The organism is Microcoleus sp. Pol7_A1 (assembly GCF_036701085.1).
In the GTDB taxonomy this organism is placed as follows: Bacteria; Cyanobacteriota; Cyanobacteriia; order Cyanobacteriales; family Microcoleaceae; genus Microcoleus; species Microcoleus asticus.
This window is the reverse complement of the sequence record NZ_JAUBQD010000047.1, coordinates 1-23,486: the sequence shown is the minus strand read 5'-3', so window position 1 is coordinate 23,486 and position 23,486 is coordinate 1. Positions and strand designations below refer to the sequence as shown.

Genomic DNA, 23,486 nt, shown 5'->3' with positions numbered 1-23,486 from the left:
ATGTATGTGTGGCTTCTAACGCTGAATTTTCTTGCTATGCTTTACTTTTTGCTTAAGGCAATACAGCCTATTTTAGTCCCGCTGTGTTTTGTGTCCGCCTGGGGCTTAGTTTTTTTGCTGTGTTTGAGTGTCGGGCGTGCTGTCACCGACTCCATGCGCCGAGCTCAGAGGATGCACCAAATCCCTTGTGCTAACTGCGTATTTTTCACCGGCGACTACCACCTCAAGTGTCCCGTTCAGCCTACTATAGCTTTATCTGAAGATGCGATCGACTGTCCTGATTATCGATCGCATTCGGGAATTTACGGTTAAAAAATCCGGTCGCCGCTTTACATATTTCTTAACATCTCTTGCTCTTTCAATTAAACTTAAGTTGTGGTCAAGAGATTTTCAGGAGTGTGGAAAGAATGCTAATTCAAAAGCTAAATGCCTGCGACGAGTTTATTGCTGGCGACGGTACTCAACTGCGAGAATTGCTGCATCCAGACAAACAAGCTGTGGATTTGCGTTACAGTTTAGCGCACGCCGCTTTGCCACCGGGACAAACTTCTGTACTGCACTCCCTGACAACTTCTGAAGTTTACTACATCCTCAGCGGCGTTGGAGAAATGCACATCGACGACGAAAATCAATTCGTGGAAGCCGGAGATGCAGTTTACATTCCTCCAAACGCCAAGCAGTTTATTTATAACTGCGGCACAGAGCCACTAATATTTATTTGTATCGTCGATCCCGCGTGGCGAAAGGAAGACGAGACAATTTTCCAGTAATTTTCTAGTTTTTCTCCTTGTATGCTTGTTACCCGGCTCTGCCCGGTAACGCATATCTAGAGACTCTGCCTCTACTAAAAAAAACATCACAAACCGAAAATATCTTTTAACAACAACTTTAACAACAACAGCACCCAGCCATATGTACCGAGTGATTTCCTCTTTTTTCAACTTCGATGTGGAGTTGCAATAATCCTCAGATTCAGTTGCATTGCTCCCCTCTAATTAGTTGAGGAATTATCAGCTTTGTTGGTGGGTGCTGCTATTGGTTTTTAATGAGACAGATGTGAGATTAAACAGCGTTTTTACTCCTTAGATTCTATTGTGAACTTCGCTGTGATATCTGGATTTGGTATCTGTCGGAGAAGCTTTTTGTTGGCTTCATATTATTAATTTATCACCTTCTTCTAGAATCGCAAGTACCTGCAACTAAACTTTACATTTTTAGAAGCAACTGCGGATAATTATGAAGTTAAATTAAGCATTGAGCTTTCTAGCTGCTCATCTAAAATAGTATAGTTCGGCTGTGCTTGCTGCTGCGAGAAACGGCATAATATCTATATGAAAACAACCAAACTCATCAAACTGTGCGCCTTATCGCTGAGTATCTTTCTGCTGTGCAGCAGTGCAGTGACAGCGCAAACGACGGCGAACCCTCAACCTCCACAGACTTACACTAACCAAGAGATTCTGCAACAGTTGGTGAAGGCAAAAGTCGTGTATCTGGGAGAAACCCACGATAGCGCGGAAGACCATCAAGCTCAACTAAAGATTATCCGAGAAATGCAGCGGCAAAATCGGAAAATTGCGATCGCCCTAGAAATGTTTCAGCGCCCCTTTCAAAGCGCGATCGACAACTACTTAGCAGGTAAACTGACTGAACAGCAATTAGTCGAGCAAACAGAGTACGATCGCAGGTGGCGCTTTCCCTGGGAATCTTACGCCCCCATTTTGCGGTTTGCCAAAGAAAATCAACTACCTGTCCTCGCCTTAAATACACCGTCCGAAGTAACGAGAAAAGTTGCCAGTCAAGGTTTAGAAAGCCTCACAGCCGAGGAAAAAAAGCACATTCCGCCAATATCCGAAATTCGCACCGACAACGCCGAATACCGGCAAATGCTGCTAGAAGTTTACCAGCAACACCAAAAGGCAGCACAGGGAAATAGTACGGCTTTTGAAAGATTCTTGCAAGCCCAAGTTTTGTGGGACGAAACTATGGCGGAAAAAATAGCTGAATTTGTCAAAGCAAACCCCGACTATCAAGTTGTGGTGTTGGCGGGTAAAGGACACATTATTTACGGTTACGGCATTCCCAGTCGCGTCGAGAGGCGTTTGGGAGTCGGGAATGTAAAAATGCGATCGGTTTTATTCAATTCCAGTGACAATCCTGTTTTGTCGGCAGATAGACCCATTGCTGACTTTGTTTGGAATCACTCGAAATAGTACAATTACACGCGGAAACAATAATCAGGAAAAAATCAATGACAAACAGACCAAAAATACTTGCATTTGCCGGAAGTACCCGCGAAGCGTCCTATAACAAACTGCTGGTAAAAGTTGCGGCGGCTGGGGCTACGGCGGCGGGTGCAGAAGTTACATATTTAGATTTGCGCGATTTACCCATGCCGCTATTTGACGAAGATTTAGAAGCCAAAGAGGGAATGCCAGAAAATGCTCGGCAATTGAAGGAATTGATGGTAGCGCATGACGGGTTTTTGATAGCTTCCCCTGAGTATAACAGTTCAATTACGCCTGTGTTGAAAAATGCGATCGATTGGGTATCGCGGCCAGCACCCGGTGAACCGGGATTGGTGGCATTTACGGGCAAAGTAGCGGTAATTATGAGTGCTTCCCCAGGCGGAATCGGCGGTTTGCGGGGATTGGTTCATTTGCGATCGATCCTAGGGAATATTAACGTATTGGTGCTCCCCGATCAGAAAGCAGTTCCCCAAGCTTTTGAAGCATTTAATGCTGACGGTACGATGAAAGATCCCAAACAGCAGGACTCTGTGGAGAATCTCGGTGCTAAGTTGTCTAATGTGCTGTCGAAATTAATTGCATAAGGCAATAAATTCATTTTGCAGTAGGGACACAGCAATGTTGTGTCCCAATCCCAGCATCTGTTATTTTGCTGGCTGCATCAAGTACGATCGCCTCGCAAAAAAATTGCTACGATCGTAGTCGATCGCCTGTTATTCTCACCCCCAAATTAACATGACATTCACCGGAGATCCCGACTCAGCACCTGCTTTACCCACAGCAGCAGAAGCAGCGGTTGCCAAAACCAGCAGCCACGCTTTAGAATCGCACTTGCAAAATCATCCGTCTGGCGAATCCCTCAAATTGATAATAAACGAAAAAGAGGGAAAGACAATTGACATACCTGCCGTAGCGTTGCCATTACTGTTAGCAATTTTGCAACAGACAAGCAGCGGCAATACTGTCAAGCTAACTCCCATTACTAAAGAACTTCATATTTATCAAGCAGCAGACATCCTGGGAGTTTCCGATAAATATATGCGGGAGTTGCTGGATGCGGGAAAAATTCCTTACAAGACAGTTAGGAACAGTCGCCGGATACGTTACGAAGATTTAATGGAATATAAGAAACAAAGTTCCGAAGAAAGCAGTAAAATTAGGGATATGCTTGTATCTGAATCAGAAGCACTCGGTTTGTACCATTAATAAATGGCAATTTTAACTGTTGTTTACGATGCTAATGTTTTGTATTCTGCATCTCTTCGTGACTTATTTGTAGAGTTGGCAACTACCGACATAGTTGAGGCACGTTGGACTGAAGAAATTCACGACGAGTGGATGAGAAATGTACTTATAAACCGTCCCGATATAAGATTTGAACAGCTTGCCAGAACCAAAAGATTAATGAATGCAAGTGTTGAAAATTGCTTGGTGCAAGGCTATGAGACAATTATACAAGAGTTAGAACTTCCCGATCCGGGCGATCGTCATGTCCTCGCTGCTGCAATTCACTCTCGTTCTAAGTTTATTATTACTTTCAATCTCAAAGATTTTCCTGAACAAGCTCTTGCACCTTACGACATTTTAGCGCAGCATCCAGATGATTTTATTTTAGACTTGCTTGACCTCAACTGGCAAACAGTATGCAAAGCAGCGGAGAAACAAAGAATCAGGCTCAAGAATCCACCAAAAACGCCTGACGAGTATTTGGTAACGCTGGTAGAATTAGGACTGCCGCTGTCAGCAACTCGGATGCGAGAATTGTGCTATCGAGATTAGTTCGATCGCAAATCGCAGACTTTTCCGAGTTTCTTTCAAGGTTTATTCTTATATCTTCCCAGAGGCTAACTCTTCAACCTAGCCAATATACCACTCATCTACTTTTTCCAACACCGCAGTAAACGTATTTTCCATTGTGCCTCTACTTGAAAACGGGCATAATTTTATTTCCTAGAGATAATAGCTAGTGGAAAAGTTACCACAAATTGTAGCAGCACCGCATCACCCGATCGACGTAAAACAAAACCACCCGATCGCAGATTGCCAGAAATAGACGAGAGTAGGCATACTTGAACCATCGGTCATCGGTCGGTATATTTCTTCCAAACAGCACGGCAGGCGTGGGAGACTCCTCCGTTACGCCTGCCCTGCAGTTTTATTTAATAATTGTTCGATTTCCTACGAGATAGCTTCGATTCACCTAAATTACCCCATTTTTTTCTTCTTCCAAGCCTCCACAAACGGCAAAAATACCGACACCAACTCTTGCCGATTCATCACCAAAGTCGGATAAGAAATCCTACCGTAATTCTTCCCCACTTCCAGCGGAAAAATCCCCTGGGATTCCAGCGGCAACCAAACCGCACCAGCAGCCTTCACAATTACCCAACTCCCCGCAATATCCCAAATTTTCGGAGTCGCTTCCACCCCTCCCATAGCCACACCCGAAGCCACAGTCAAAAAATTGTAACTAGCCATGCCCAACATCCGAACTTTACTCGGAAGATGAGGCCCGATTCCCACACTCCGCGAACACAAATTAAAAAAATGATTGCCGCTCATTTTATCAGCACTCGGCCGAATGTGCTGCCCGTTTAAAAACGCACCTTGAGGCATATTGTCAAACACGCCGCCCGCCAAATCAGGTGCCCAAAAACCGTGAAAAGACTGATTAATTGGCGGCAAATGCACGTAGCCAAAAACCGGAGTTCCGCGATACAACAAACCCAAAGAAATACCCCAAATCGGAATTCCCCTAGCAAAATTAGTTGTAGCATCCAAAGGATCGACAACCCAACACCATTCAGTATCTGGGAAAACCTGTTCTCCTTCCTCACTTAAAATCCCGTGAGTGGGAAAAGCAGATGCGATCGCACTTCTAATCTCCGCATCCGCCCAATTATCGGATTTCGTAACCAAACTGCCGTCATCCTTCTCATCCGCTTGCACGGAACCGAAATCTTGCAACAACTTCTGTCCGACTCTCTCGACAGTAACCCGTGCAAAACTTAAAATAGAATCCCAAAAATTAGTCATTAGTTATTCGTTATTAGTTATTGGTTATTGAGTATTGGAACTAACAACTGCCACAGGCCAACTGACAACTGACACCGACCAACTGACAAAACATCAGTCTAATTCATTTTCAAGAATTGTGGCTATCGCACTTTTAGCATTATCCTGAAACTCCCCAACATCCACCCTACCCAACAGCCAAACAGCCAGAATCATACCCGCAGCCGGCACAGCAAAAACTAACCCGTAAGCTAACATCGGCACCCCAAACAAACTCCTGCCAAAATCCAAAATAGCACCGCCGCTAACCGTCGCCACACCCCGCGCCATCGCCTGCGACAAACCCCAAGCACCAATAAAAGTCCCAGCAGTTTCTGCAGCAGTCAAATCCAACATCAAACTCAGCGCACCAGTCGTCGTAATTCCCGAAGAAAAACCAAACAACATTAAAGCCGACTTAAACACAATTGGATTTCCTGTGAATCCAGATAAAATAATTAAGCCAAAACAAGCAGCCACCGACAAACAGCCCAATCTAATCGTATTTTGCTTGCCGATGCGCGGTACAATTAAAAAGCCAGTGGCGCTCAAACCAAAAAGCACACCAGTACCGTAAATAGCATTCAAGCGAGTAGTTTCCGAAATCGGCATCTTAAAAATTTCCCCGCCGTAAGGTTCCAAAACCGCATCCTGCATAAACAAGCAAATTGTCATAATCAGCAGGAAAGTAAAAAATAAACCGGTTTGACGGCTAGCAGTCAAAATCCGCAGCGCACTTCCCAGAGTAATTTTATCTTCTCGATTCACTGCGCTCGATCGCACTTTGTACCGCGAATACTTTTTCTCAACCCCAAAAGTTGCAATCCCCACCAACAGCAAAACAAGCGCCGGCACTTTCACAAACAAACCGTTAATCGAAGCCTGCAACACTTCGCGCGACACATCCCCATCAATTTGCTTCAGCAAACCGCTGCTAATAATCGCCCCGATAATAATACCAACCATCAGCATCGACCACACCACACCCACCAACTTCGATCGATCTTCCTCATCCGAAACATCCACCAACAAAGCAGCAAAAGGAGTCGAACTCGAACAAATAGCAATACCGTAAAGCGCAAAAATCAAACCCAACAAACCCACCCAACCGTAAGTAGCAGTCGTCCACCCCACAGCCTCCAAACTGCCGCCCAAGCCCCACATTACCTGTACCGCCAAAAAAGCAGAAATCACAAACAAAACGCTTCCTACCCACACATAACCCGTGCGGTGATGGCCAAACAAAGGCCTAGCATCAGACATTTGTCCGAACCACACCCTAGCCGGGGCGACAAACTGGTGCATGGCCAGGGTACCAGCCACCACAGTAGCCGGAATCGCCAACTCTTTAATCATCACGCGATTGAGCACCCCCAGCGTCAAAATCGACATCATGCCCAATCCCATCTGAAACAAACCCAACCGGAACATAGTCAGCAGGGTAACTCTCTTGATAGCAGGAGTCGCGGAATCTGTTAATCTTGAATCTGGCAAACGGTCGATCGACATAACTATTCAAATAAACACAGCATTTGCATTTATAGTAACTGAGATATCGCCACCAGCCGCGTTTCCTCCCCCGGCTAGAAGCTCGATCGCGATTATTCGTATAAATTCATATAAAAATAAAGAGAATCAATAACTGTGGATTTACCAACCGTGACAACCATTACCCTAGGACAAAACGGCCCAGCCGTCATTCCCCTGTGCGTCGGAACTTGGGCTTGGGGCGACAAACTATTTTGGAACTACGGCAGCAACTACGGCGCTGCCGAAGTCGAAGCAGCATTCAAAACATCCCTAGACAGCGGAGTCAACTTCTTCGACACAGCCGAAGTCTACGGTAACGGCTTGTCAGAAGAATTACTGGGGCAGTTTCTCAAAAAAACCACCCAACCCGTGCAAATAGCCACCAAATTCGGTCCCCTACCTTGGCGGATCACAGGAAAATCTGTTTCCGACGCTTTGAGTGCCAGCTTAAAACGCTTGCAAGTAGAACAAATAGCCCTCTACCAAGTGCACTGGCCGTTTGCTTTTTTACTCAGTCAAGAAACCCTGATGAACGCCTTAGCCGACGAAGTAAAACAAGGCAGAATTCAAGCAGTAGGAGTCAGCAACTATTCAGTAGAACAGATGCGCCAAGCGCACAAAATACTAGCAGCCAGAGGCGTTCCCCTAGCAACAAATCAAGTCCGGTACTCCTTGCTGTCGCGGCAAGTAGAAAAACAAGGAATTGTGAGTGCAGCGCGCGAATTGGGGGTCACAATTTTAGCTTACAGCCCCTTAGCCCAAGGATTGCTCACCGACAAATACACAGCCCAAGAACCACCTACAGGAGCCCGCAAAATGGACTCCCGCTTCAGCAAAAGCGGCCTCGAAAAAATTGAATTAGTCATGTCCACGCTGCGGAAAATGGGCAAAAAGCGCGATCGAACTCCCGCCCAAGTTGCCCTAAACTGGTTGATATGCCAAAACGGAGTCATCCCCATTCCCGGCGCCAAAACCGCCAAACAAGCCCAAGAAAATGCAGGCGCATTAGGCTGGAATTTGAGCCAAGATGAAGTCAACCAATTAGAATTAATGACACGTCCTTGGCGAGAATAAATTTGTTAATTCTTGACTGTTGACTGTTGACTGTTCGCTGTTCGCCGTAGGTTGGGTTTTACTTCACTCTACCCAACCTACAGTTCACTTTGTTCTCACCTCTTCCTTCTCCCCTCTCCTTTCTTCCCTCTTCCCTCTTCCTTCTTCCTTCTTCCTTCTTCCTTCAATTATGAAAATCTTAACTGACTGGGGCTTCACGCGCGAAGGCTGGCGCAATAACAGCCGCGGCGAATATTTAGTCCTGCTTCAAGGAGCATTGCTCGCAGGATTTGTAATCTTACCAGTTTATCAACTGCCAGGATTAAAAATTCAATCAACTCAATTACTTGCTCTTACCTGGATTGTAGCAAGTATTCTCGGCTTAACCGCATTAATTTTAATTATCAAAGCATTGATAGACTTAGGAAAAAACCTCACACCTTTACCGTATCCCATAGAAAACGGAGAATTAGTCCAAACAGGCATTTACGGAATAGTGCGGCATCCATTATATAGTGGCTTAATTTTAGCAGCCCTCGGCTGGACACTTTTTCAAATGAGCATATCGCACTTAATAGCCAGCGCAATATTAATAATATTTTTTGACATCAAAGCCAATCGAGAAGAAACCTGGTTAACCCAAAAATATCCAGACTATTCACAATACAGCCAGCAAGTCAAAAAACTAATTCCCGGAATCTATTAACAGAACCCCTCTCCATCTGCGTTAATCCGCGTTAATCTGCTTCAATCTGCGGTTAAAAAATGAAATTTCACAAAAAACTACAAATTATACTGCTAGTATTAACACTATTTTTATGCTTGTCACAGCAATTAACAGCGTGCAGCTTTCTCACCAAACCCTTTCAACTTCCCGCCTCAGCCAAACAAGAACCCTGGCCAATTCAAACAGGCCTCCGAGCAGCCATCCTCCGATCCAACATACCAACAGTCAACCGCATAGTTTTAGTACCCGACGAAGCCACATTCTTAGCAGCCATCCAAAAATGGAATCTCAAAGGAAACTGGCCTATTCTCATCGAAGACAAAAAATATGCGCCCATGTTTTTACAGCGATTTAAACCCGAAGAAATAGTCCGTTTGCCAAGCATCAAACAGCAACTGCCAAAAAATCAAAAACTTCAACAATTAATGCGGAACGCAGCAGCAGCAGCCTGGAATGCCACCGATACTCAAACCTTAAAAGCAAAATGGACGCAACTCGGCTGGGAGCCCCCAGGAGTAGTAATCACATCAGAAAATGACCCCGCACGCTCAGCAGCAGTTGCCTTAGCAGCCGCTCACGGTCAACCTTTAGTATTTCTAGAAGGCAACTTCGGAAAACCCAACGATACCCTTAATAACACACAGTGGAAAACTCTGCAAACAGCAGTTACAAAAGCTGTCGAATCAACCGGATATTTTTACTCTCAACTCGCAGACCCGATCGACACAATAACCATTGTACGCCAACTAGCAGTCAAATATCAATCTCCTGGAAAACCAGACGAACAACTAGCCGTTACCGATGGTTTGGGAAGGCACCCCAACGGCGAACGCTGGGCGGCGGTCGGCTGGATTTACGGCTCGGAAGTGCGATCGATCTATCAAGCCATGTGCGCGTTATTTCTCGATACCGAAACCGCCATGCTTTATGACAGTTACCCCAAGGAAGGAAATTGGGGAAAATATGAAATGGAGGAAGCAGCTAGCGGACTAAATACCATAGGTTTGAATGTCGAAATAGTGCAGAAACCAGAATCTAGCTTGCAAAAGTGGCGGAGTTTAGCCTCCAAACCGTGGACATTTGACTTAATATTAATGAATTCCAAAGGCTATCCAAAATCATTTCAAGTCGGTAACGGCGACGCTTCTGTCGAGGACATACCAAAACTCCAATTTCCCGCAGCAATCCACATGATCCACAGTTGGTCAGCAGCAGCCCCTGATGACACCAACACCGTTGCCGGACGGTGGCTACAAAATGGTGCTTACGCATATATTGGCAGCGTCAACGAACCTCTTTTATCTGCATTTATTCCGCCTAAATTAATGGTCGATCGCCTGAAGCGAGGGGCACCCTTTTTAATCGCAGCACGCCAGCTAGACTCCCCTCCCTGGAAAGTCGCCACCATCGGCGATCCGCTAATGTCGATCGCCAAACCCAGACCAAGAATCCCGCCCACTCAACAACCGATCTGATATTATGCGCGAGGGATTTGAGATTTGATATTTGTGGTTTTAAGGTAAAATCTCAAATCACCATTTCTTTAATCACAATGTTGTGTTTCACGGAGTTATACGATATTACAAGTTCACTGATGCGATCGCCCTAAGCGCCAACACTGTAAATATACTTAATTAGCATGATCGCGAGAGTCTATCTAAGTTTGAATGTAACTGAGAATACAATTGCGCCAAATGTGCTGACTCTCTTAATCGGTCATTCCACCCCAGCCGCCAGCCCCAAAAATTCCCCCCCTAAAATACGCCTTAATTAACTTGTCAATTCCCGTAAAATCACTCAAAATTAAAAAAAGAAATAAAATGTAATATTTATCTAACTTCTCACAGAAGAATTAACCGCTAAATGAGAGTCACCCCTCCTGTGGATCTGCCGCCACCCGGGCCAACCGCAGCAACTCCCCAAGCCTCCCGCCTAAGCCCGCTATTCAACCGCCTGCACCCCAGCCCAGAAACCCTCCTGCTCATCCTCTCCCTAGTCATAGGGGGAGTTACGGGCGCAGGCGTCGTCACCTTTCACTATCTCATCCACTTCATCCACAGCCTGATGCTGGAAGACTTCATGGGGGCGATCGCCTCGAAAGGCTCTTGGACGCTAGCCTGCATTCCCACCCTCGGCGGAGTGATCATCGGGCTGATGCGCTGGCGGTTTCGGGACTTTGGCCCGAATATGTCTTCCTTAATTGCAGCCACCCGCGGCCTGCAAGAACTCTCCCCCCTCAAACCCATCACCAAAATGGTGGCAGCCTCAGTTTCCCTCGGCACCGGCGCCTCCCTCGGCCCGGAAGCCCCCAGCGTCGAAATCGGCGCCAACTTCGGAATGCTGCTGGCTCAAGTTTTGCAGCTCTCCCCAGAACGGCAGCGCTTGCTCCTCGGTGCCGGAGCAGCAGCAGGTTTATCCGCCGGGTTTAACTCTCCCATCGCCGGAGTCTTCTTTGCCTTAGAAGTCGTGCTCGGCAGCACCTTCGCCACTTCGTCAGTCAGCGTTGTCTTGCTCTCCGCCGTAGTTTCCGCGCTCATCGCTCAAATCTGCTTGGGAGCTCAGCCGGCTTTTTCTTTGCCGATCTACGATGTCCGCAGCCCCCTAGAACTTCCTCTGTACATGGGATTGGGACTTTTGGCGAGCGGAGTCTCCCTAGCCTACACAGAAGCAATTCAATTAGCCGATCGCTGTTTTCAAGGCAAAATCCGAGGATTTGCTTGGCTCGGACGACTGCCCCGGCCGCTTCAGCCCATCATCGGCGGGGCCTGCGTCGGCTTAGTCGCCCTGCAATTTCCTCAAATTTTGGGTGTCGGCTACGAAACAGTCCAAGCAATGCTCCAAGATGTTAAATTTTCCTTGCCTTTGCTGCTGCTGCTGCTGTTTGTCAAACTGGCGATGACAGCAATCAGCCTCGGTAGCGGTTTAGTCGGCGGCATCTTCGCTCCGGCGATGTTTTTGGGAGCTTCCTTGGGTTCGGCTTACGGTCTCTTTTTGGAAATGCTGCCGGCAATGAGCGATCGAGTCGCCGGCCCTCCCGCCTACGCAATGGTGGGAATGGCAGCCGTGCTCGCCGGGAGTGCCAGAGCACCGCTGACAGCCATCCTATTGATGTTTGAATTAACCCGCGATTATCGGATTGTCTTGCCTTTGATGGCAGCAGTCGGATTGAGCGTTTGGCTGGTGGAGTGTGTCAACCGCCGATCGACAGCCCACAGCCTCAACCTTCAGCAAATGGGCGTAGACGTGGCTATCAATACACCGATCAAAGCCAGAGAACAGTTGCAGGATTGGGAAGATGTTCTGGGCGATCGCATCGTTACAGAACTGATTTCTTGCCAAATTCCCATTGATGACGAACACAGGGACGATGAGCCTGTGCTGGCGATCGCCAATGCACATTTGCAGGAAAATGTCAAACCATTACCTGAAACAAAATCAGCAGTTTGACCCTGATCCAATCGCGTTGGTTCGTCACAAAACCAATAATCTCAAAGCTAAATCTGACAACTATGATATTTATCAACCCTAAAACCGATTACGCCTTCAAAAAAATATTCGGTTCCTCAGAAAGCAAAGACATTCTAATTAGCTTTCTCAACGCTCTAATTTATGAAGGCAATCCCACCATTGAAGACTTAGAAATTATCAACCCGAATCTTCCTCCCAAACTTGAAGGTTTGAAAGATACTTATCTGGATGTGAAAGCAAAACTCAACGATGGCACTTTAGTAATTATTGAAATGCAAGTGCTCAACGTCCAGTCTTTTGGGAAACGAGTTTTGTACAATGCAGCGAAGACTTACGCTTTTCAATTGGAAGCAGCCCAAGGATATCGAATGCTGAAGCCAGTAATTGCTCTGACAATTACTGATTTTGAAATGTTTCCTAACAGCCCTGAATTTACTTCCCGATTTGTGTTCAAAGAAGTCAAGACCAATTTGACTTATCCCGAAAACGAGCTGGATTTAGTGTTTGTAGAGTTGCCAAAGTTTAGCAAAGGACAGGAGGAACTTGAAACTTTAGCAGACAAATGGATTTATTTTATGAAAAATGCGAGAAGTCTGACATCGGTTCCAGAAACAATGGATAGCATACCAGAAATACATGAAGCTTTTAATATTGCGAATCAAGCCAGTTTGAGCAGAGAGGAAGTGGAAGATTTGGACAGAAGAGAACAGTTTATTTATGACCAACAGGGAGCAATTATTAAAGCTGTTCAGGACGGCATAGAACAAGGCATAGAACAAGGCATAGAACAAGGACGAGAACAAGGAATGCGAGAAAAGGCGATCGCGATCGCCAGACAATTAATTTCACAGCTAGATAATGCCACGATCGGCCAAGTTACCGGGCTTAGCGTTGAGGATGTGCAAAATTTGCGGGGCGATTCATAGCTTAAAGTAATTTGGTACAGGATTGGCGTCAGACATAGTGATGAACGATTTTTGATTATGGATGCTCCCAAAAAACTATTGATCCTCGATCTTGATGAAACTTTAATTTATGCTACCGAAGCATCTCTCCATCGGCAAGCTGACTTTTTAGTAGAGCCATATCACATTTACAAACGACCGTTTCTTGATGTCTTTTTGAAAAATTGCTGAGACTGGTTTGAGGTTGCAGTTTGGACATCTTCTACGCCGTCTTATGCGATCGCAATTGTGTCAGCCATCTTTAAAAATCCTAAAACTTTATCGTTTGTGTGGGCAAGCGATCGCTGCACAGTTACTTACGATCTTGAATGGTTTGAATATTACAATCGCAAAAATATCAAAAAGGTCAAGCGCAAAGGGTATCGTCTAGAGTCAATCATTGCAGTAGATGATACGCCTCAAAAGTGGGAGCGCAGCTATGGCAATCTGGTGCGAGTAAACCCCTTTGAGGGGGATGAGACGGATAAGGAATTGAAGTATTTGCTGCTTTACTTGGATAAACTCAGATATGAAGAAAATATCCGCAGTGTCGAGAAAAGGTTCTGGCGAAATCGGCTTACCCAATCGATCGGTGAGTCAGATATCTCAAACACGTAGTAAGTCGCATAACAAATCGATGAAGCGGACGGCATCAATATCTTGGTGCTGAGTTTGATGTTACTTGCCGTCGCCGATCGCCCACCCTCAACCCCTCGACATCGCAGACAGTGGCGCTACCCTCAACTCTGGGCTAAAATAGATAGAAAATTATAAACAATAGGCAGAGAGGGGCTTCGGTGGCAGGAAACGAGGCAACTGCAAAAAACAAAAGTCAAAAAATACCCGAAAAAACCCCCTTGGGTTCCACTCATTACAGCTTGTTAGGGCTGCATCCTTCAGCCTCTGCGATCGAAATTCGGCGATCGTACCGGGAACTGAGCAAACTCTACCATCCCGATACCACCGACCTGTCGCCCGCAGTCGCCACCGCCAAATTTCAGCAGCTCAACAACGCCTACGCCACCCTCAGCAACCCAGAACGTCGCCTCGCCTACGACCTCAAAATAGGCTATTCTCGCCTGAACGTGATTGCGCCGCCCCCAGGCTTCAATACTCCGGTTTCGGGCTCGGGCAAAAAAACTTACAACTCCGCTTACCTAGATCCCACGGATCGACCTCTTTCCCCCGGAGAAATGTTCGCTCTGTTTATCATGGGAGCTAGCTTAATCGGATGTTTGGTACTGGCGATCGCGATCGGCTTAATTCGCGGCAATTAAAGCCTCAAATCCCAAATCCCCAATCCTCAATCCCCAATCCCAAGCCTAAAATCCTCAATCCCCAATCCTCAATCTAAAATCTAAAATCTAAAATCTAAAATCCCATGACTCTTCCTTCCGCTGACACTCCTTTGTACAACCATCCGCTACCGGAAATCGAGCAGTGGCTAATCAGCCGCGGCTGCCAGCAAGACCGGCAAGAACTCCACTCCTGGCAGATCGATCGACCTACCTGGAAAGCAGAACTCTCCCTCGATATCGACCAACTCACCATCCGTTACATCAATGCTGGAGCCGACGGCCAAGATATTCAGCGAGCCTTCAAATACTCCCTCTCGCGTCAGGACATTGAATCTGCCGTTTTCTCCGGCCCCTAATTTGATTTTAGATTTGAGATTTCTCCTCCAATCTAAAATCTAAAATCGTTATGTTGAGCCAGAAATGAGTGTAATTGGTATTAGATTTTAGATTGGGAATCAGCAGCATTAAGCGTGCAAGCATCTACATGGGAGTGCGAGGGTCCCGCTGTACTGTGCTGTGCGGGACCCTCGCAGGTCGTAAAAACGTTTTTTACTTTCATGGAGATGCTCCCTCAGAATCGAAACCTACTGGGAAACTGAAAAATCAACCAAAAAATCTAACATCTAAAATCCCAAATCCCAAATCGTTACACTTTGCCAAATCGGCGACTGCGCTGCTGATAATCAGACAAAGCGCGGTGAAACTCCGATCGATCGAAATCCGGCCACAGCGTCTCAGTAATGTAAATTTCCGAATAAGCCATTTGCCATAGCAGAAAATTGCTCAACCGCATTTCCCCGCTCGTCCGGATCAGCAAATCCGGGTCACAAACATCAGCAGTATACAAATAGCGTTTAAATAAAACCTCATCAATCTCCTCCGGCTGCAACTTGCCCTCTTTCACCTGAGTGGCGATCGCCCGACAAGCTTGTACAATCTCCTGACGCCCCCCGTAATTCGTCGCCACCGTAAACAGAATTCCCTGATTGTGCTGAGTTGCCGTCACAGAACGCTCGATTTCCGCCTGCAAAGACTTCGGCAAAGCCTGCAAATTCCCCATAAATTGAATTTGCACGTCCTCGTCCACCATCTCCCGCAATTCTTGGCGCAGCTTACCCTCAAACAAACTCATTAAAAAATCCACCTCTCCAGCCGGCCGCCCCCAATTCTCCGTCGAAAAAGCATAGGCCGTTAAAGCAGGAATCCCCCAATCTTTGCAGCAGCGCAGCAGTTCCTTCAGAGTGCTAGCTCCTCGGCGGTGTCCCGCAATCCGCGGCAACCCCTTATTCTTAGCCCAGCGCCCGTTCCCGTCCATAATCACTGCTATGTGCTTAGGCAGTAGTTCTTGTTGCAGATCCTCCGGCAACTTTTCCAAGCAAATTCCTTGACTCATGGTTTCTCCCGATTACCCGACTAACGGCGCAGTATCCGTTTTAATAGCGTCACTCCCTTCAATCCTATCTGGCGTCCGAGATTGCCGATCGGAATTGGAGCCACAGCTCTTTCTCCCTCCGACGGAAACAGCTTTGCTTCCAGCAATTCCTTAAGTTTGCTGCTAGTCAAAGGTCGATTTAACATTCCCATCTGGGCTAAAGAAATAGAACCCGTTTCTTCGGACACCACCACGCACACGCAAGCTTGCACCCGTTCCGTAATCCCCATCGCCGCCCGGTGGCGGGTTCCCAACTGCCGCGACGCGCTGCGATCGGACAAAGGCAAAATTACCCCCGCCGACACGATCCGCGAACCTCGAATCAAAACAGCTCCGTCATGCAGCAAAGTTTGCGGCTGAAAGATTGTCTGCAACAATTCTTTAGAAACTTCTGCATTTAGCTTTAATCCCGGCACCGAAAAATCTCGATCGTCGATCGGAGAATCTGTTTCTATAATTAGTAAAGCGCCCGTGCGGTTTTGCGAAAGTTCTTTTACTGCGTCCACAATTTCATCTATTACGCTGTCCGGTTCGGGATTTGGCCGGCGATCTCGTCCAAACAATTGCCGAAATTCCCCCCGACCCAATTGTTCCAGAAATCGGCGAAACTCCGACTGCAATATTACCGCCATTGCCACAGCCGAACCAGTCACCAAGCTGTTGAGGGCAACGTGCAACAGCCTCAATCCAGCCCAGTTGCTCACCGCCGCCGCCAGCATCAAAATGATAAATCCCCGTACCATCCACAGCGTTCTGCGCTCGCCCACAATGACGAGCACCAAATACGCAAGGGCAAAAACCAGTCCAATATCGATCCCTTGAATCAATAAGGACTGAACCAGGGCCAAGTCAAAGCCAGATTGTTGATTGTTCATGGTTCATCGAACGCTACCGCCTGTGAACCGCGAACCGTGATGCACTCGAACCCGTGAACCATGAACAGTTGTTATAAGGAATATGCTGAAAATCCCCGTGTTTTTAGACCGGGGAGTGTCAATCCAATCGCGTGACTGAACAAGGCAAAAGTTAAAAGTGAAAAAGCAATCATCATTAAGTAAAGATGGATTGTCTTTCTTTTAACTTTTAACTTTTAACTTTTAACTTTTGAGCTCCGAGTCGTTCAGGAAGGCGGTCAAGCCTTAGCAAATCCTGGTAAGTTTCCCGCTGTATAATCGTGTTAACTTCCCCATTTCTCACTAAAACTGCTGCCGGTCGGGGTACTCGGTTGTAGTTAGAAGCCATGCTGTAATTGTATGCCCCTGTAGCCGTAACCGCGAGGACATCTCCGGCCCGACACTCTGGCAATTTGGCATCTTTAATCAGAACATCGCCTGATTCGCAGTGTTTCCCAGCAATTGTCACTGTTTCCGTTAAGGGAGCAGACATTTTACCGGCTGCCAGGACTCGATAAACTGATTGATAGGTAATAGGACGCGGATTGTCCGACATCCCTCCATCTACAGCTAAATACGTCCGCATTCCCGGAATGACTTTTTGAGAGCCAACGGTATAAGCAGTGACGCAGGCTGTACCGACGAGCGATCGACCCGGTTCGCAAAGCAATTTTGGTAATGGCAATTGCTGCCGCTCGCAAGCTGCTACCACTGCGGAGCAAATTGTACGAGCCCAATCTTCAATGCTGGGAGGATCGTCCGCTTCAGTATAGCGAATGCCCAACCCGCCGCCAATATTAATTTCTGTTGCTGGCAACCCATAACTAAGTGCTTTTGTCAAGGCCTGAACAATGACTTCAGCTAAATCGTCATGGGGTTGTAGTTCAAAAATCTGAGAGCCGATGTGAGCGTGCACTCCCACGCAAAATAATGACGGCTGTTGGCTGATGAAAGTAAATACTCGATCGAGCGAGTTGGGATCGAAGCCAAATTTACTATCGATTTGACCCGTCTGAATGTACTCGTGGGTGTGACACTCAATTCCAGGAGTAAACCGCACCATAATTCGTGTCGGCCCACCTGTGAGGCTGCTGACACCCAATTCTCCCAACTCTGCTAGAGTCTCTAAATCCCGCCAATTGTCGGCTACGGTAATGCAGCCGTTTTCGACAGCTAGCTGGAGTTCCTCGCGGGACTTGTTGTTACCGTGGAAGTAGATTTTGTCGGGACTGACACCGGCTTGCAGTGCTGTGTGGATTTCTCCGGCGGATACGACATCTATGCCTAAACCTTCCGAAGCTGCGATCGCGCAAACTGCCAAACAACTCCAAGCTTTAGAAGCATAGATCACTTGAGATTCGCCCGGATAGTAACGCCCGAAAGCGTCCCGGTACTGGGTGCAAGCCGCCCGCAGCGTTTCTTCGTCTAAAATGTACAACGGCGAGCCAAATTGCTCGACCAAGGCTGTCACCTCGCAGCCTCCGATTTCCAACCGATCGCTGCTGTTAACGCTGGCTGTCAGCGGTAACAGTTCTTGATTTGGCGATCGATGTTGCAGGGCTTGTTGAGACTCAGACAGATACTTAAGTCCCGATTCCACCCCTAAAGATTGAGTTGATACCATCGCGCAATAACTATCCTAGGTTATTAGTCAGCAGTCATTAATCAGCAGTCAGCAGTCGGCAGTCATTAATCAGCAGTCAGCAGTCGTTGGCAGTAGACTAATGTCTGGAGACTTGTGAGTCATGACTCACAACTAGCAACAAACAGCTAATCGCTACCGTGTTTTCCAGTGTACAATTTACAGCCGTGCGTTTTCTACAAATTAAACATCTCGCCGCCGAACACCTCAACAGTGCAGTAGAACTCGATCGGCTCTGTTTTGGCGGACTTTGGACGATCGAAGGCTACAGACGCGAGTTAGACAGTCCTAACAGTGATTTACTGGGTTTGTGGGCATCGGAAACCGAGGTCGGCAAATCAGAAAGATTCGACAGTGAATTCGAGTCGATCGAACCCAACAGCATTCTCAACTCAAAACCGCTCAGTGTTGAGAGTTCCTCGCCAGTACCTCCCAACTCAAAACTTACCCCAACTCTCATCGGTTTGGGTTGTCTGTGGGCAATTTTAGAAGAAGCTCACATTACAATTTTGGCAATTCATCCTCGCTTTCAAGGTCAGGGTTTAGGACAAGCTCTGCTTTGGGCTTTACTAAAAAAGGCTCACTACAGACAATTAGAACGGGCAACCTTAGAAGTGCGTGAATCTAATTTAGCCGCAGTGTCTCTTTACCAAAAATTTGGTTTTAAAGAGGCTGGACGGCGGAAACGATACTACGAAGACACCGGAGAAGATGCTCTGGTAATGTGGCGCAACAACATAGAGAAACCAGAATTCCAGCAATATTTAGCGGTTGAAAAAGTGCAAATTTGCGATCGGCTGCATCAGAAAAACTGGCATTTGGCGATCGATGGTTTTGAGTTTTGAATGTAATTTATTGGGGCTTTAACTTGCATTGACCAATAATTGGTTACTCTATATCAATAGAGTTCAAAATCCTCATAGAGAATCAACATCAGCGTGGGAAGAAACATCTGCCTGCACGGCCATACTTACCGCTTTGCTCCGCGCTTCGATAATTTGACCGATCTCGCGCCCTAAGCTGGGTTGACGTTCAATCATCGTATTTACAGCATCTGAGTAGATGACAATAACTTGCAAATCGTCAACGGCGACGATCGATACCGGACTCGGTTCCCCACTAAACAGTGCCATCTCGCCAAAAAACTCACCCCGCAAGATAGTCATTACATCCAACTCCCTGCCAAACTTGTTTGTGACTGTGACCTTAGCCTGACCCGCAATGATAATGTACAAAGCATTACCAGGGTCGCCCTGCCGGATGACTTTCTCTCCCGCACCAAATTTCTGCAAAATAGTTCCCTTAGTTAAGTCATCCAAATTTTTGGGTTCTCTAGCTAAAGGCATAAATCCGGGAATTGAGTGCAAGCTTTGGGCTAACTTACTTGAAGCGCTATCTGCCTTGTCCTCAGGTTCTACAGCATATTCATATCGGTAGCGATATAGCGTCAGGTTGTTTCGCTGCGCTGCGTACCAGACTCGCGTCATAAATCGATCGAGTATCTGCTCCATATCCTCAAAGTTTTCGATAAAAAACTCCACCTCATAGATAATTGCAGTCTCATCATAGGATGTGGTTTTGCTCTCGGGTTCGGGTTCGGCTAATATCCCCTGTGTCGCCAAAGCTGTACTTAGCAGTACCTGCTTCACCAGGTTAGGAGGGCTATCGTAGGAAAAGCCAATATTGATGCGTTGGTTGTAAATGCGTTCTGGTTGGCTGTAATTATGAATTATTTCTTTCCCAACGAATTGATGGGGAACGATAATCACCTGTCGCTGGAGAGTTAGCAGGCGAACAGACCGCCAATTGATATCAACTACCTGACCTTCGATATCTCCAATGCGCAACCAATCACCCACGCTGAAGGGGCGTTCCAGAAGCAGCGCAATGCCCGACATAATGCTGCCCAATGTGTCCTGAAGCGCCAAACCGATCACGATCGAGCTAACGCCCAATCCCGTAGCAAGACCCGCCAAATCTGCACCCCACACCGCCGCCAGTACGATCGCGCTTCCCACAAGTACCAAAAACAACCTAGAAAGATCGACCAGCAGTTTTGGCATCCGTCCCCGCCATGTATTTGCCTCAGCTTCTTCAAACAAAATCACATTAAACAGCGAGAGAGAAGCGTAGATAACAGATATCCAAAACAGCGTTGCGACGAGCTTTGCAAAATTCCCGTCAACGTCAAGCTTCACGACATTCCTGATTAAAACCATCAGCATTAAGACGGGCAGGACGAGGTTTTTTACAACCCGCAGCGTAGCCGCCAGCGGTCTACCGCGCCTTTGTAGATGATAAATAACTTCTCCTAGTAAAACTACTAAGAGTGGGAACCCTAATCCGACAATTACCGCCCAGGTTTGCCAGTCGTTTGAAAAGCTTAAATTACTCATAGACATCTTCCTCTCGAACACTTACGGTCAGCTTAGAACTTTTGACTTGCCAAGCCACTAGCTTTTCTTTTCCAGGTTCTTGAATTTCACCAACCAGCTCAAAATCGTATATATCGTGCAGGCGCGAGCAGATGTCCTGAGAAACTAAGATCGAGCCGGGGGGACAAGCCGACTTCAACCTATTGGCAATATTTACAGTATCGCCCCAAACGTCGTAAAGCAATTTATTTTTGCCAATCACGCCCGCAACCGCATCTCCTGAATTGATGCCGAGCCGCAGGTCTAGATGCAAGTCTTTTTCATAATTAAATCGGCGGACAAACGACAGCATTTCCAAAGCAAAATCTACCGTGCGTTTGTCATGATCCAGACGCGGCACACCAAGCCCGCATACAGCCATGTAACCGTCACCAATAGTTTTAATCTTCTCCAAACCGTATTTTTCTGTCATTTCATCGAAGGCTGTTACCAGTTCATTAAGCAAGCCAACAACCTCTTGAGGGGACATTGATTGAGCGAGCTTGGTGAATTGGTGGAGGTCGGAAAACAAGACCGAGACATTAGAAATCTGCTCGGCAATTTCTCGCTCGCCCTGTTTGAGGCGTTTGGCGATTGCGGGACTAAATATATTTAAGACTAATGCTTCATTTTCGCGATTTTTCTGTTCGATTAGTTGAGTTTCGGCACGAAGGCTGGCTATCGTTTGGTTAAATGACTTAGCCAACTCTCCAAATTCATCTTGCGAACCCGATTTCACAACCGCGTCAAATTCCCCAGATCCCACCTTACGAGCGCTTTTAATTAAAGTATTGATGGGTTTGACAAAAATTGAGGTCAGCCAGATCGCAACAAGCGTGATTAGCGCGATGATTATAGTAGCTCCAATCACAACTTTTTTTTCAAACGAGTGAATTGAGGCATAGGCTTCAGAAACATCAATCTCCGCCAAGATAACCCACCTCAATCCATCAATCTCTAGTGGAGCATAAGAACTCAAAACTGGAATATTACGATAATCGTCGATAACCTGCGTACCCTGTTTTCCAAACAACGCTTCCTTTACTGCTTTTGTTTGCACTTCCTGTAGGAGGATTGTAGTATTGAACTCTTTGATTTTCTTGACAGTCTTTTCATCAGTGCCGATCGAGCGTAGAGTTTTTGCATGACCTTCTGGGTCTTCAATCTGGAAACGAGACGCAGAGCGCATTAAATAATCCGACCCAACCAGATAAGTTTCTCCTGAATCGCCCAGACCATTTTGTTTCCAATTTTTGTTCCCAGTCATCACATTGTTAATTTTGTCAACGGGAAGCTGGAACGCCAAAACACCAATGAATTGTGAGCCGTTAAAGATTGGGGCAGCGATAAAAGCCGCAGGCGCACTCCCAGAGGGGGTGTAGGGCTTAAAATCTACTATTTTTACATAGCCCGTTCCATTTGCTTGTCGTGCGGCGGCGATCGCGGATGCTAGGTTACTCTCGTTGTAGGGGCCGTTGGTTAAGTTTGTGGTAAAATCGGCTTCTTTAAAAACCGTGTAGACAACTGTTCCTTCGGGATCGATCAAAAACATATCGTAGTAACCGTATTTTTCAACGATATTGCGAAAAATAGGGTGGTAGCGGGCGTGAGCGCGGCTGTAAGCGCTGGCGTCGCCTGGATTGTCAAGGAGAAGTTTTTTGCCAGCGGGGTTGGGGTTAGCAGCGATGTAGTGGTACTGCAAGTAACGGGCAGCGGCGGTTTTTGGCGTGTAGGATGCCAGAACCGGCGAACCCTCGTTAGTTCGCGTTAGTTTGGGTATAAATTGTGTCTGGTAGTAGGTATCAATTTTTGCTTCAAAATCCGCTGGTACTGTTGATTGTTCAAGTTGGCGGTAGGCACTCTTGAACTCCTGCATGGCACCGACGACTGTCAGGTCTTCGCTTAAGGTTTGGCTGTGGTGGTAAAGGCTTTCAAAATAATCTTGGATTTGATAAGTCTTGGCCGCCCGAAGGCTCGTTAATTGGTTGAAAACTTTTTCGGTCAGAGTAGCTTTTCCACTGCTAGAGCATATATAGGTGCTGGCGAGCATAGCGCAAAGGCTGACTACCAGCAACATGACTATGAGTTTTGTCTTTATACTTAATTGATTCAGTAATTTCATAGGATGCTTCCTAATATTATTTGCCTTCTTTTTGGATTTTAGACTAGACATCTCCATAAATTGCATTTTAACCAATTTGCTACAAATATTTTAGACGAATTGTTGGAAAAGTCTCTTGTCTAATTAATAGAGAGACGCAAAATTTCGCGTCTCTCTATTCTTTTTCGGAGATGTCTAATGCCTGTGATGTATTTGTCGGATTTGTCAATTTTCAATCCGTTCTAAGTTATTTTGAGCTTCTCCAAGGTTGGTTTGAAGTTGCACCGGATAATAGGAGAATAGATTAATCTGCTCTTTCTCCAATAGAGTCAGTATCGCTAAGTTGAGTTTTTCGATGGTATCAAAGTATAATTGAGAGTTACCATTTGTATTAGCAAAAACCCTAATTTTAATAATCCGAGAATTTTGATTTATCTCGCTAAAGTAGATAAAAAACTTTCCTGTCAAGATATCAATTGACTTCGGAATTTCTCGAAGACCGCTACAAATTTTTTCGGTTTTTTCTGCCGAAATACCATCAATTTTCAGGTTTAAGTTGATACCTATGGAATTATCATTCCGTATCGCTTGGAAGCAATTTTCAACTATAGCAATCCTAAATCATTATCATGATTGTGATACAATTATATGCAATACTTGATTGTGACCATAAAAAAATGA

22 protein-coding genes and 1 pseudogene are annotated in these 23,486 nt (G+C 46.3%); 15 read left to right on the top strand and 8 right to left on the bottom strand.

Features of this window, described 5'->3' with window-relative positions; genetic code table 11:
* Window positions 1-36: 36 nt before the first annotated feature.
* The 6 genes from QUA20_RS22855 (at window position 37) to QUA20_RS22830 (ending at window position 4,028) form a co-directional block, all read left to right on the top strand.
* Complete coding sequence (locus QUA20_RS22855) at window positions 37-312, top strand: hypothetical protein (protein ID WP_333191431.1); 276 nt, start codon at window positions 37-39, stop codon at window positions 310-312.
* A gap of 95 nt (window positions 313-407) precedes the next feature.
* A complete protein-coding gene (locus QUA20_RS22850) occupies window positions 408-770 on the top strand; it encodes a cupin domain-containing protein (RefSeq protein WP_172185512.1) in 363 nt (120 codons plus the stop codon).
* Between the two features lie 561 nt (window positions 771-1,331).
* Window positions 1,332-2,213, top strand: a complete 882-nt coding sequence (locus QUA20_RS22845; RefSeq protein ID WP_333191377.1) for a ChaN family lipoprotein — start codon at window positions 1,332-1,334, stop codon at window positions 2,211-2,213.
* 38 nt (window positions 2,214-2,251) lie between these two features.
* Window positions 2,252-2,833: an NAD(P)H-dependent oxidoreductase gene (locus QUA20_RS22840; protein ID WP_333191375.1), complete on the top strand. Its 582-nt coding sequence runs from the start codon at window positions 2,252-2,254 to the stop codon at window positions 2,831-2,833.
* 151 nt (window positions 2,834-2,984) lie between these two features.
* Window positions 2,985-3,455, top strand: a complete 471-nt coding sequence (locus tag QUA20_RS22835; protein WP_333191372.1) for a helix-turn-helix domain-containing protein — start codon at window positions 2,985-2,987, stop codon at window positions 3,453-3,455.
* Between the two features lie 3 nt (window positions 3,456-3,458).
* Window positions 3,459-4,028: a PIN domain-containing protein gene (locus QUA20_RS22830; protein ID WP_333191370.1), complete on the top strand. Its 570-nt coding sequence runs from the start codon at window positions 3,459-3,461 to the stop codon at window positions 4,026-4,028.
* Window positions 4,029-4,454: 426 nt separating this feature from the next.
* Here the strand turns inward: QUA20_RS22830 and QUA20_RS22825 are convergent, their stop codons facing one another.
* Both QUA20_RS22825 and QUA20_RS22820 read right to left on the bottom strand, forming a co-directional pair.
* Window positions 4,455-5,285 (bottom strand): inositol monophosphatase family protein, encoded by an 831-nt coding sequence (locus QUA20_RS22825; RefSeq protein WP_172185497.1) that lies wholly within the window; start codon window positions 5,283-5,285, stop codon window positions 4,455-4,457.
* Between the two features lie 93 nt (window positions 5,286-5,378).
* Window positions 5,379-6,812 (bottom strand): BCD family MFS transporter, encoded by a 1,434-nt coding sequence (locus tag QUA20_RS22820; RefSeq protein WP_333191367.1) that lies wholly within the window; start codon window positions 6,810-6,812, stop codon window positions 5,379-5,381.
* Window positions 6,813-6,962: 150 nt separating this feature from the next.
* Here QUA20_RS22820 and QUA20_RS22815 point away from each other — a divergent pair, with 150 nt between their 5' ends.
* From QUA20_RS22815 to QUA20_RS22780, 8 genes and pseudogenes are all read left to right on the top strand, one after another.
* On the top strand, window positions 6,963-7,907 hold the full coding sequence (locus tag QUA20_RS22815) for an aldo/keto reductase (protein WP_333191429.1): 945 nt from the start codon (window positions 6,963-6,965) through the stop codon (window positions 7,905-7,907).
* Window positions 7,908-8,076: 169 nt separating this feature from the next.
* Complete coding sequence (locus QUA20_RS22810) at window positions 8,077-8,592, top strand: isoprenylcysteine carboxylmethyltransferase family protein (protein ID WP_333191365.1); 516 nt, start codon at window positions 8,077-8,079, stop codon at window positions 8,590-8,592.
* 59 nt (window positions 8,593-8,651) lie between these two features.
* Window positions 8,652-10,088, top strand: coding sequence for a hypothetical protein (locus tag QUA20_RS22805; RefSeq protein ID WP_333191362.1), 1,437 nt, complete (start codon window positions 8,652-8,654; stop codon window positions 10,086-10,088).
* A gap of 388 nt (window positions 10,089-10,476) precedes the next feature.
* Window positions 10,477-12,060 (top strand): chloride channel protein, encoded by a 1,584-nt coding sequence (locus QUA20_RS22800; protein WP_333191360.1) that lies wholly within the window; start codon window positions 10,477-10,479, stop codon window positions 12,058-12,060.
* A 62-nt stretch (window positions 12,061-12,122) separates the two neighbouring features.
* On the top strand, window positions 12,123-13,007 hold the full coding sequence (locus tag QUA20_RS22795) for an Rpn family recombination-promoting nuclease/putative transposase (protein ID WP_333191358.1): 885 nt from the start codon (window positions 12,123-12,125) through the stop codon (window positions 13,005-13,007).
* Between the two features lie 57 nt (window positions 13,008-13,064).
* A pseudogene (locus tag QUA20_RS22790) lies at window positions 13,065-13,643 on the top strand (NIF family HAD-type phosphatase).
* A gap of 179 nt (window positions 13,644-13,822) precedes the next feature.
* Window positions 13,823-14,302 carry a DnaJ domain-containing protein gene (locus tag QUA20_RS22785; RefSeq protein WP_172185484.1) on the top strand — a complete coding sequence of 160 codons (480 nt, stop codon included), beginning with the start codon at window positions 13,823-13,825 and terminating at the stop codon, window positions 14,300-14,302.
* A gap of 104 nt (window positions 14,303-14,406) precedes the next feature.
* Entirely contained in the window at window positions 14,407-14,679 is a 273-nt protein-coding gene (locus QUA20_RS22780) for a DUF3143 domain-containing protein (protein ID WP_333191356.1), read from the top strand.
* A 290-nt stretch (window positions 14,680-14,969) separates the two neighbouring features.
* Here the strand turns inward: QUA20_RS22780 and QUA20_RS22775 are convergent, their stop codons facing one another.
* From QUA20_RS22775 to lysA, 3 genes are all read right to left on the bottom strand, one after another.
* Window positions 14,970-15,716, bottom strand: a complete 747-nt coding sequence (locus QUA20_RS22775; protein WP_333191354.1) for an isoprenyl transferase — start codon at window positions 15,714-15,716, stop codon at window positions 14,970-14,972.
* A gap of 20 nt (window positions 15,717-15,736) precedes the next feature.
* The gene (gene cdaA / locus QUA20_RS22770) at window positions 15,737-16,630 is read right to left on the bottom strand and encodes a diadenylate cyclase CdaA (protein ID WP_333191352.1); all 894 of its coding nucleotides are present in this window, start codon (window positions 16,628-16,630) and stop codon (window positions 15,737-15,739) included.
* A gap of 208 nt (window positions 16,631-16,838) precedes the next feature.
* Complete coding sequence (gene lysA / locus QUA20_RS22765) at window positions 16,839-18,272, bottom strand: diaminopimelate decarboxylase (RefSeq protein WP_333191350.1); 1,434 nt, start codon at window positions 18,270-18,272, stop codon at window positions 16,839-16,841.
* 185 nt (window positions 18,273-18,457) lie between these two features.
* Here lysA and rimI point away from each other — a divergent pair, with 185 nt between their 5' ends.
* Complete coding sequence (rimI, locus tag QUA20_RS22760; protein WP_333191348.1) at window positions 18,458-19,135, top strand: ribosomal protein S18-alanine N-acetyltransferase; 678 nt, start codon at window positions 18,458-18,460, stop codon at window positions 19,133-19,135.
* Window positions 19,136-19,207: 72 nt separating this feature from the next.
* On the opposite strand, the gene QUA20_RS22755 is transcribed toward rimI, so the two are convergent.
* The 3 genes from QUA20_RS22755 to QUA20_RS32095 form a co-directional block, all read right to left on the bottom strand.
* On the bottom strand, window positions 19,208-20,686 hold the full coding sequence (locus QUA20_RS22755) for a mechanosensitive ion channel family protein (RefSeq protein ID WP_333191347.1): 1,479 nt from the start codon (window positions 20,684-20,686) through the stop codon (window positions 19,208-19,210).
* Window positions 20,679-22,826 carry an adenylate/guanylate cyclase domain-containing protein gene (locus tag QUA20_RS22750; protein ID WP_333191346.1) on the bottom strand — a complete coding sequence of 716 codons (2,148 nt, stop codon included), beginning with the start codon at window positions 22,824-22,826 and terminating at the stop codon, window positions 20,679-20,681. Before QUA20_RS22750 ends, QUA20_RS22755 begins: the two co-directional genes overlap by 8 nt.
* Before the next feature lie 204 nt (window positions 22,827-23,030).
* Window positions 23,031-23,339, bottom strand: coding sequence for a hypothetical protein (locus QUA20_RS32095; protein WP_445304700.1), 309 nt, complete (start codon window positions 23,337-23,339; stop codon window positions 23,031-23,033).
* Window positions 23,340-23,486: the final 147 nt, after the last annotated feature.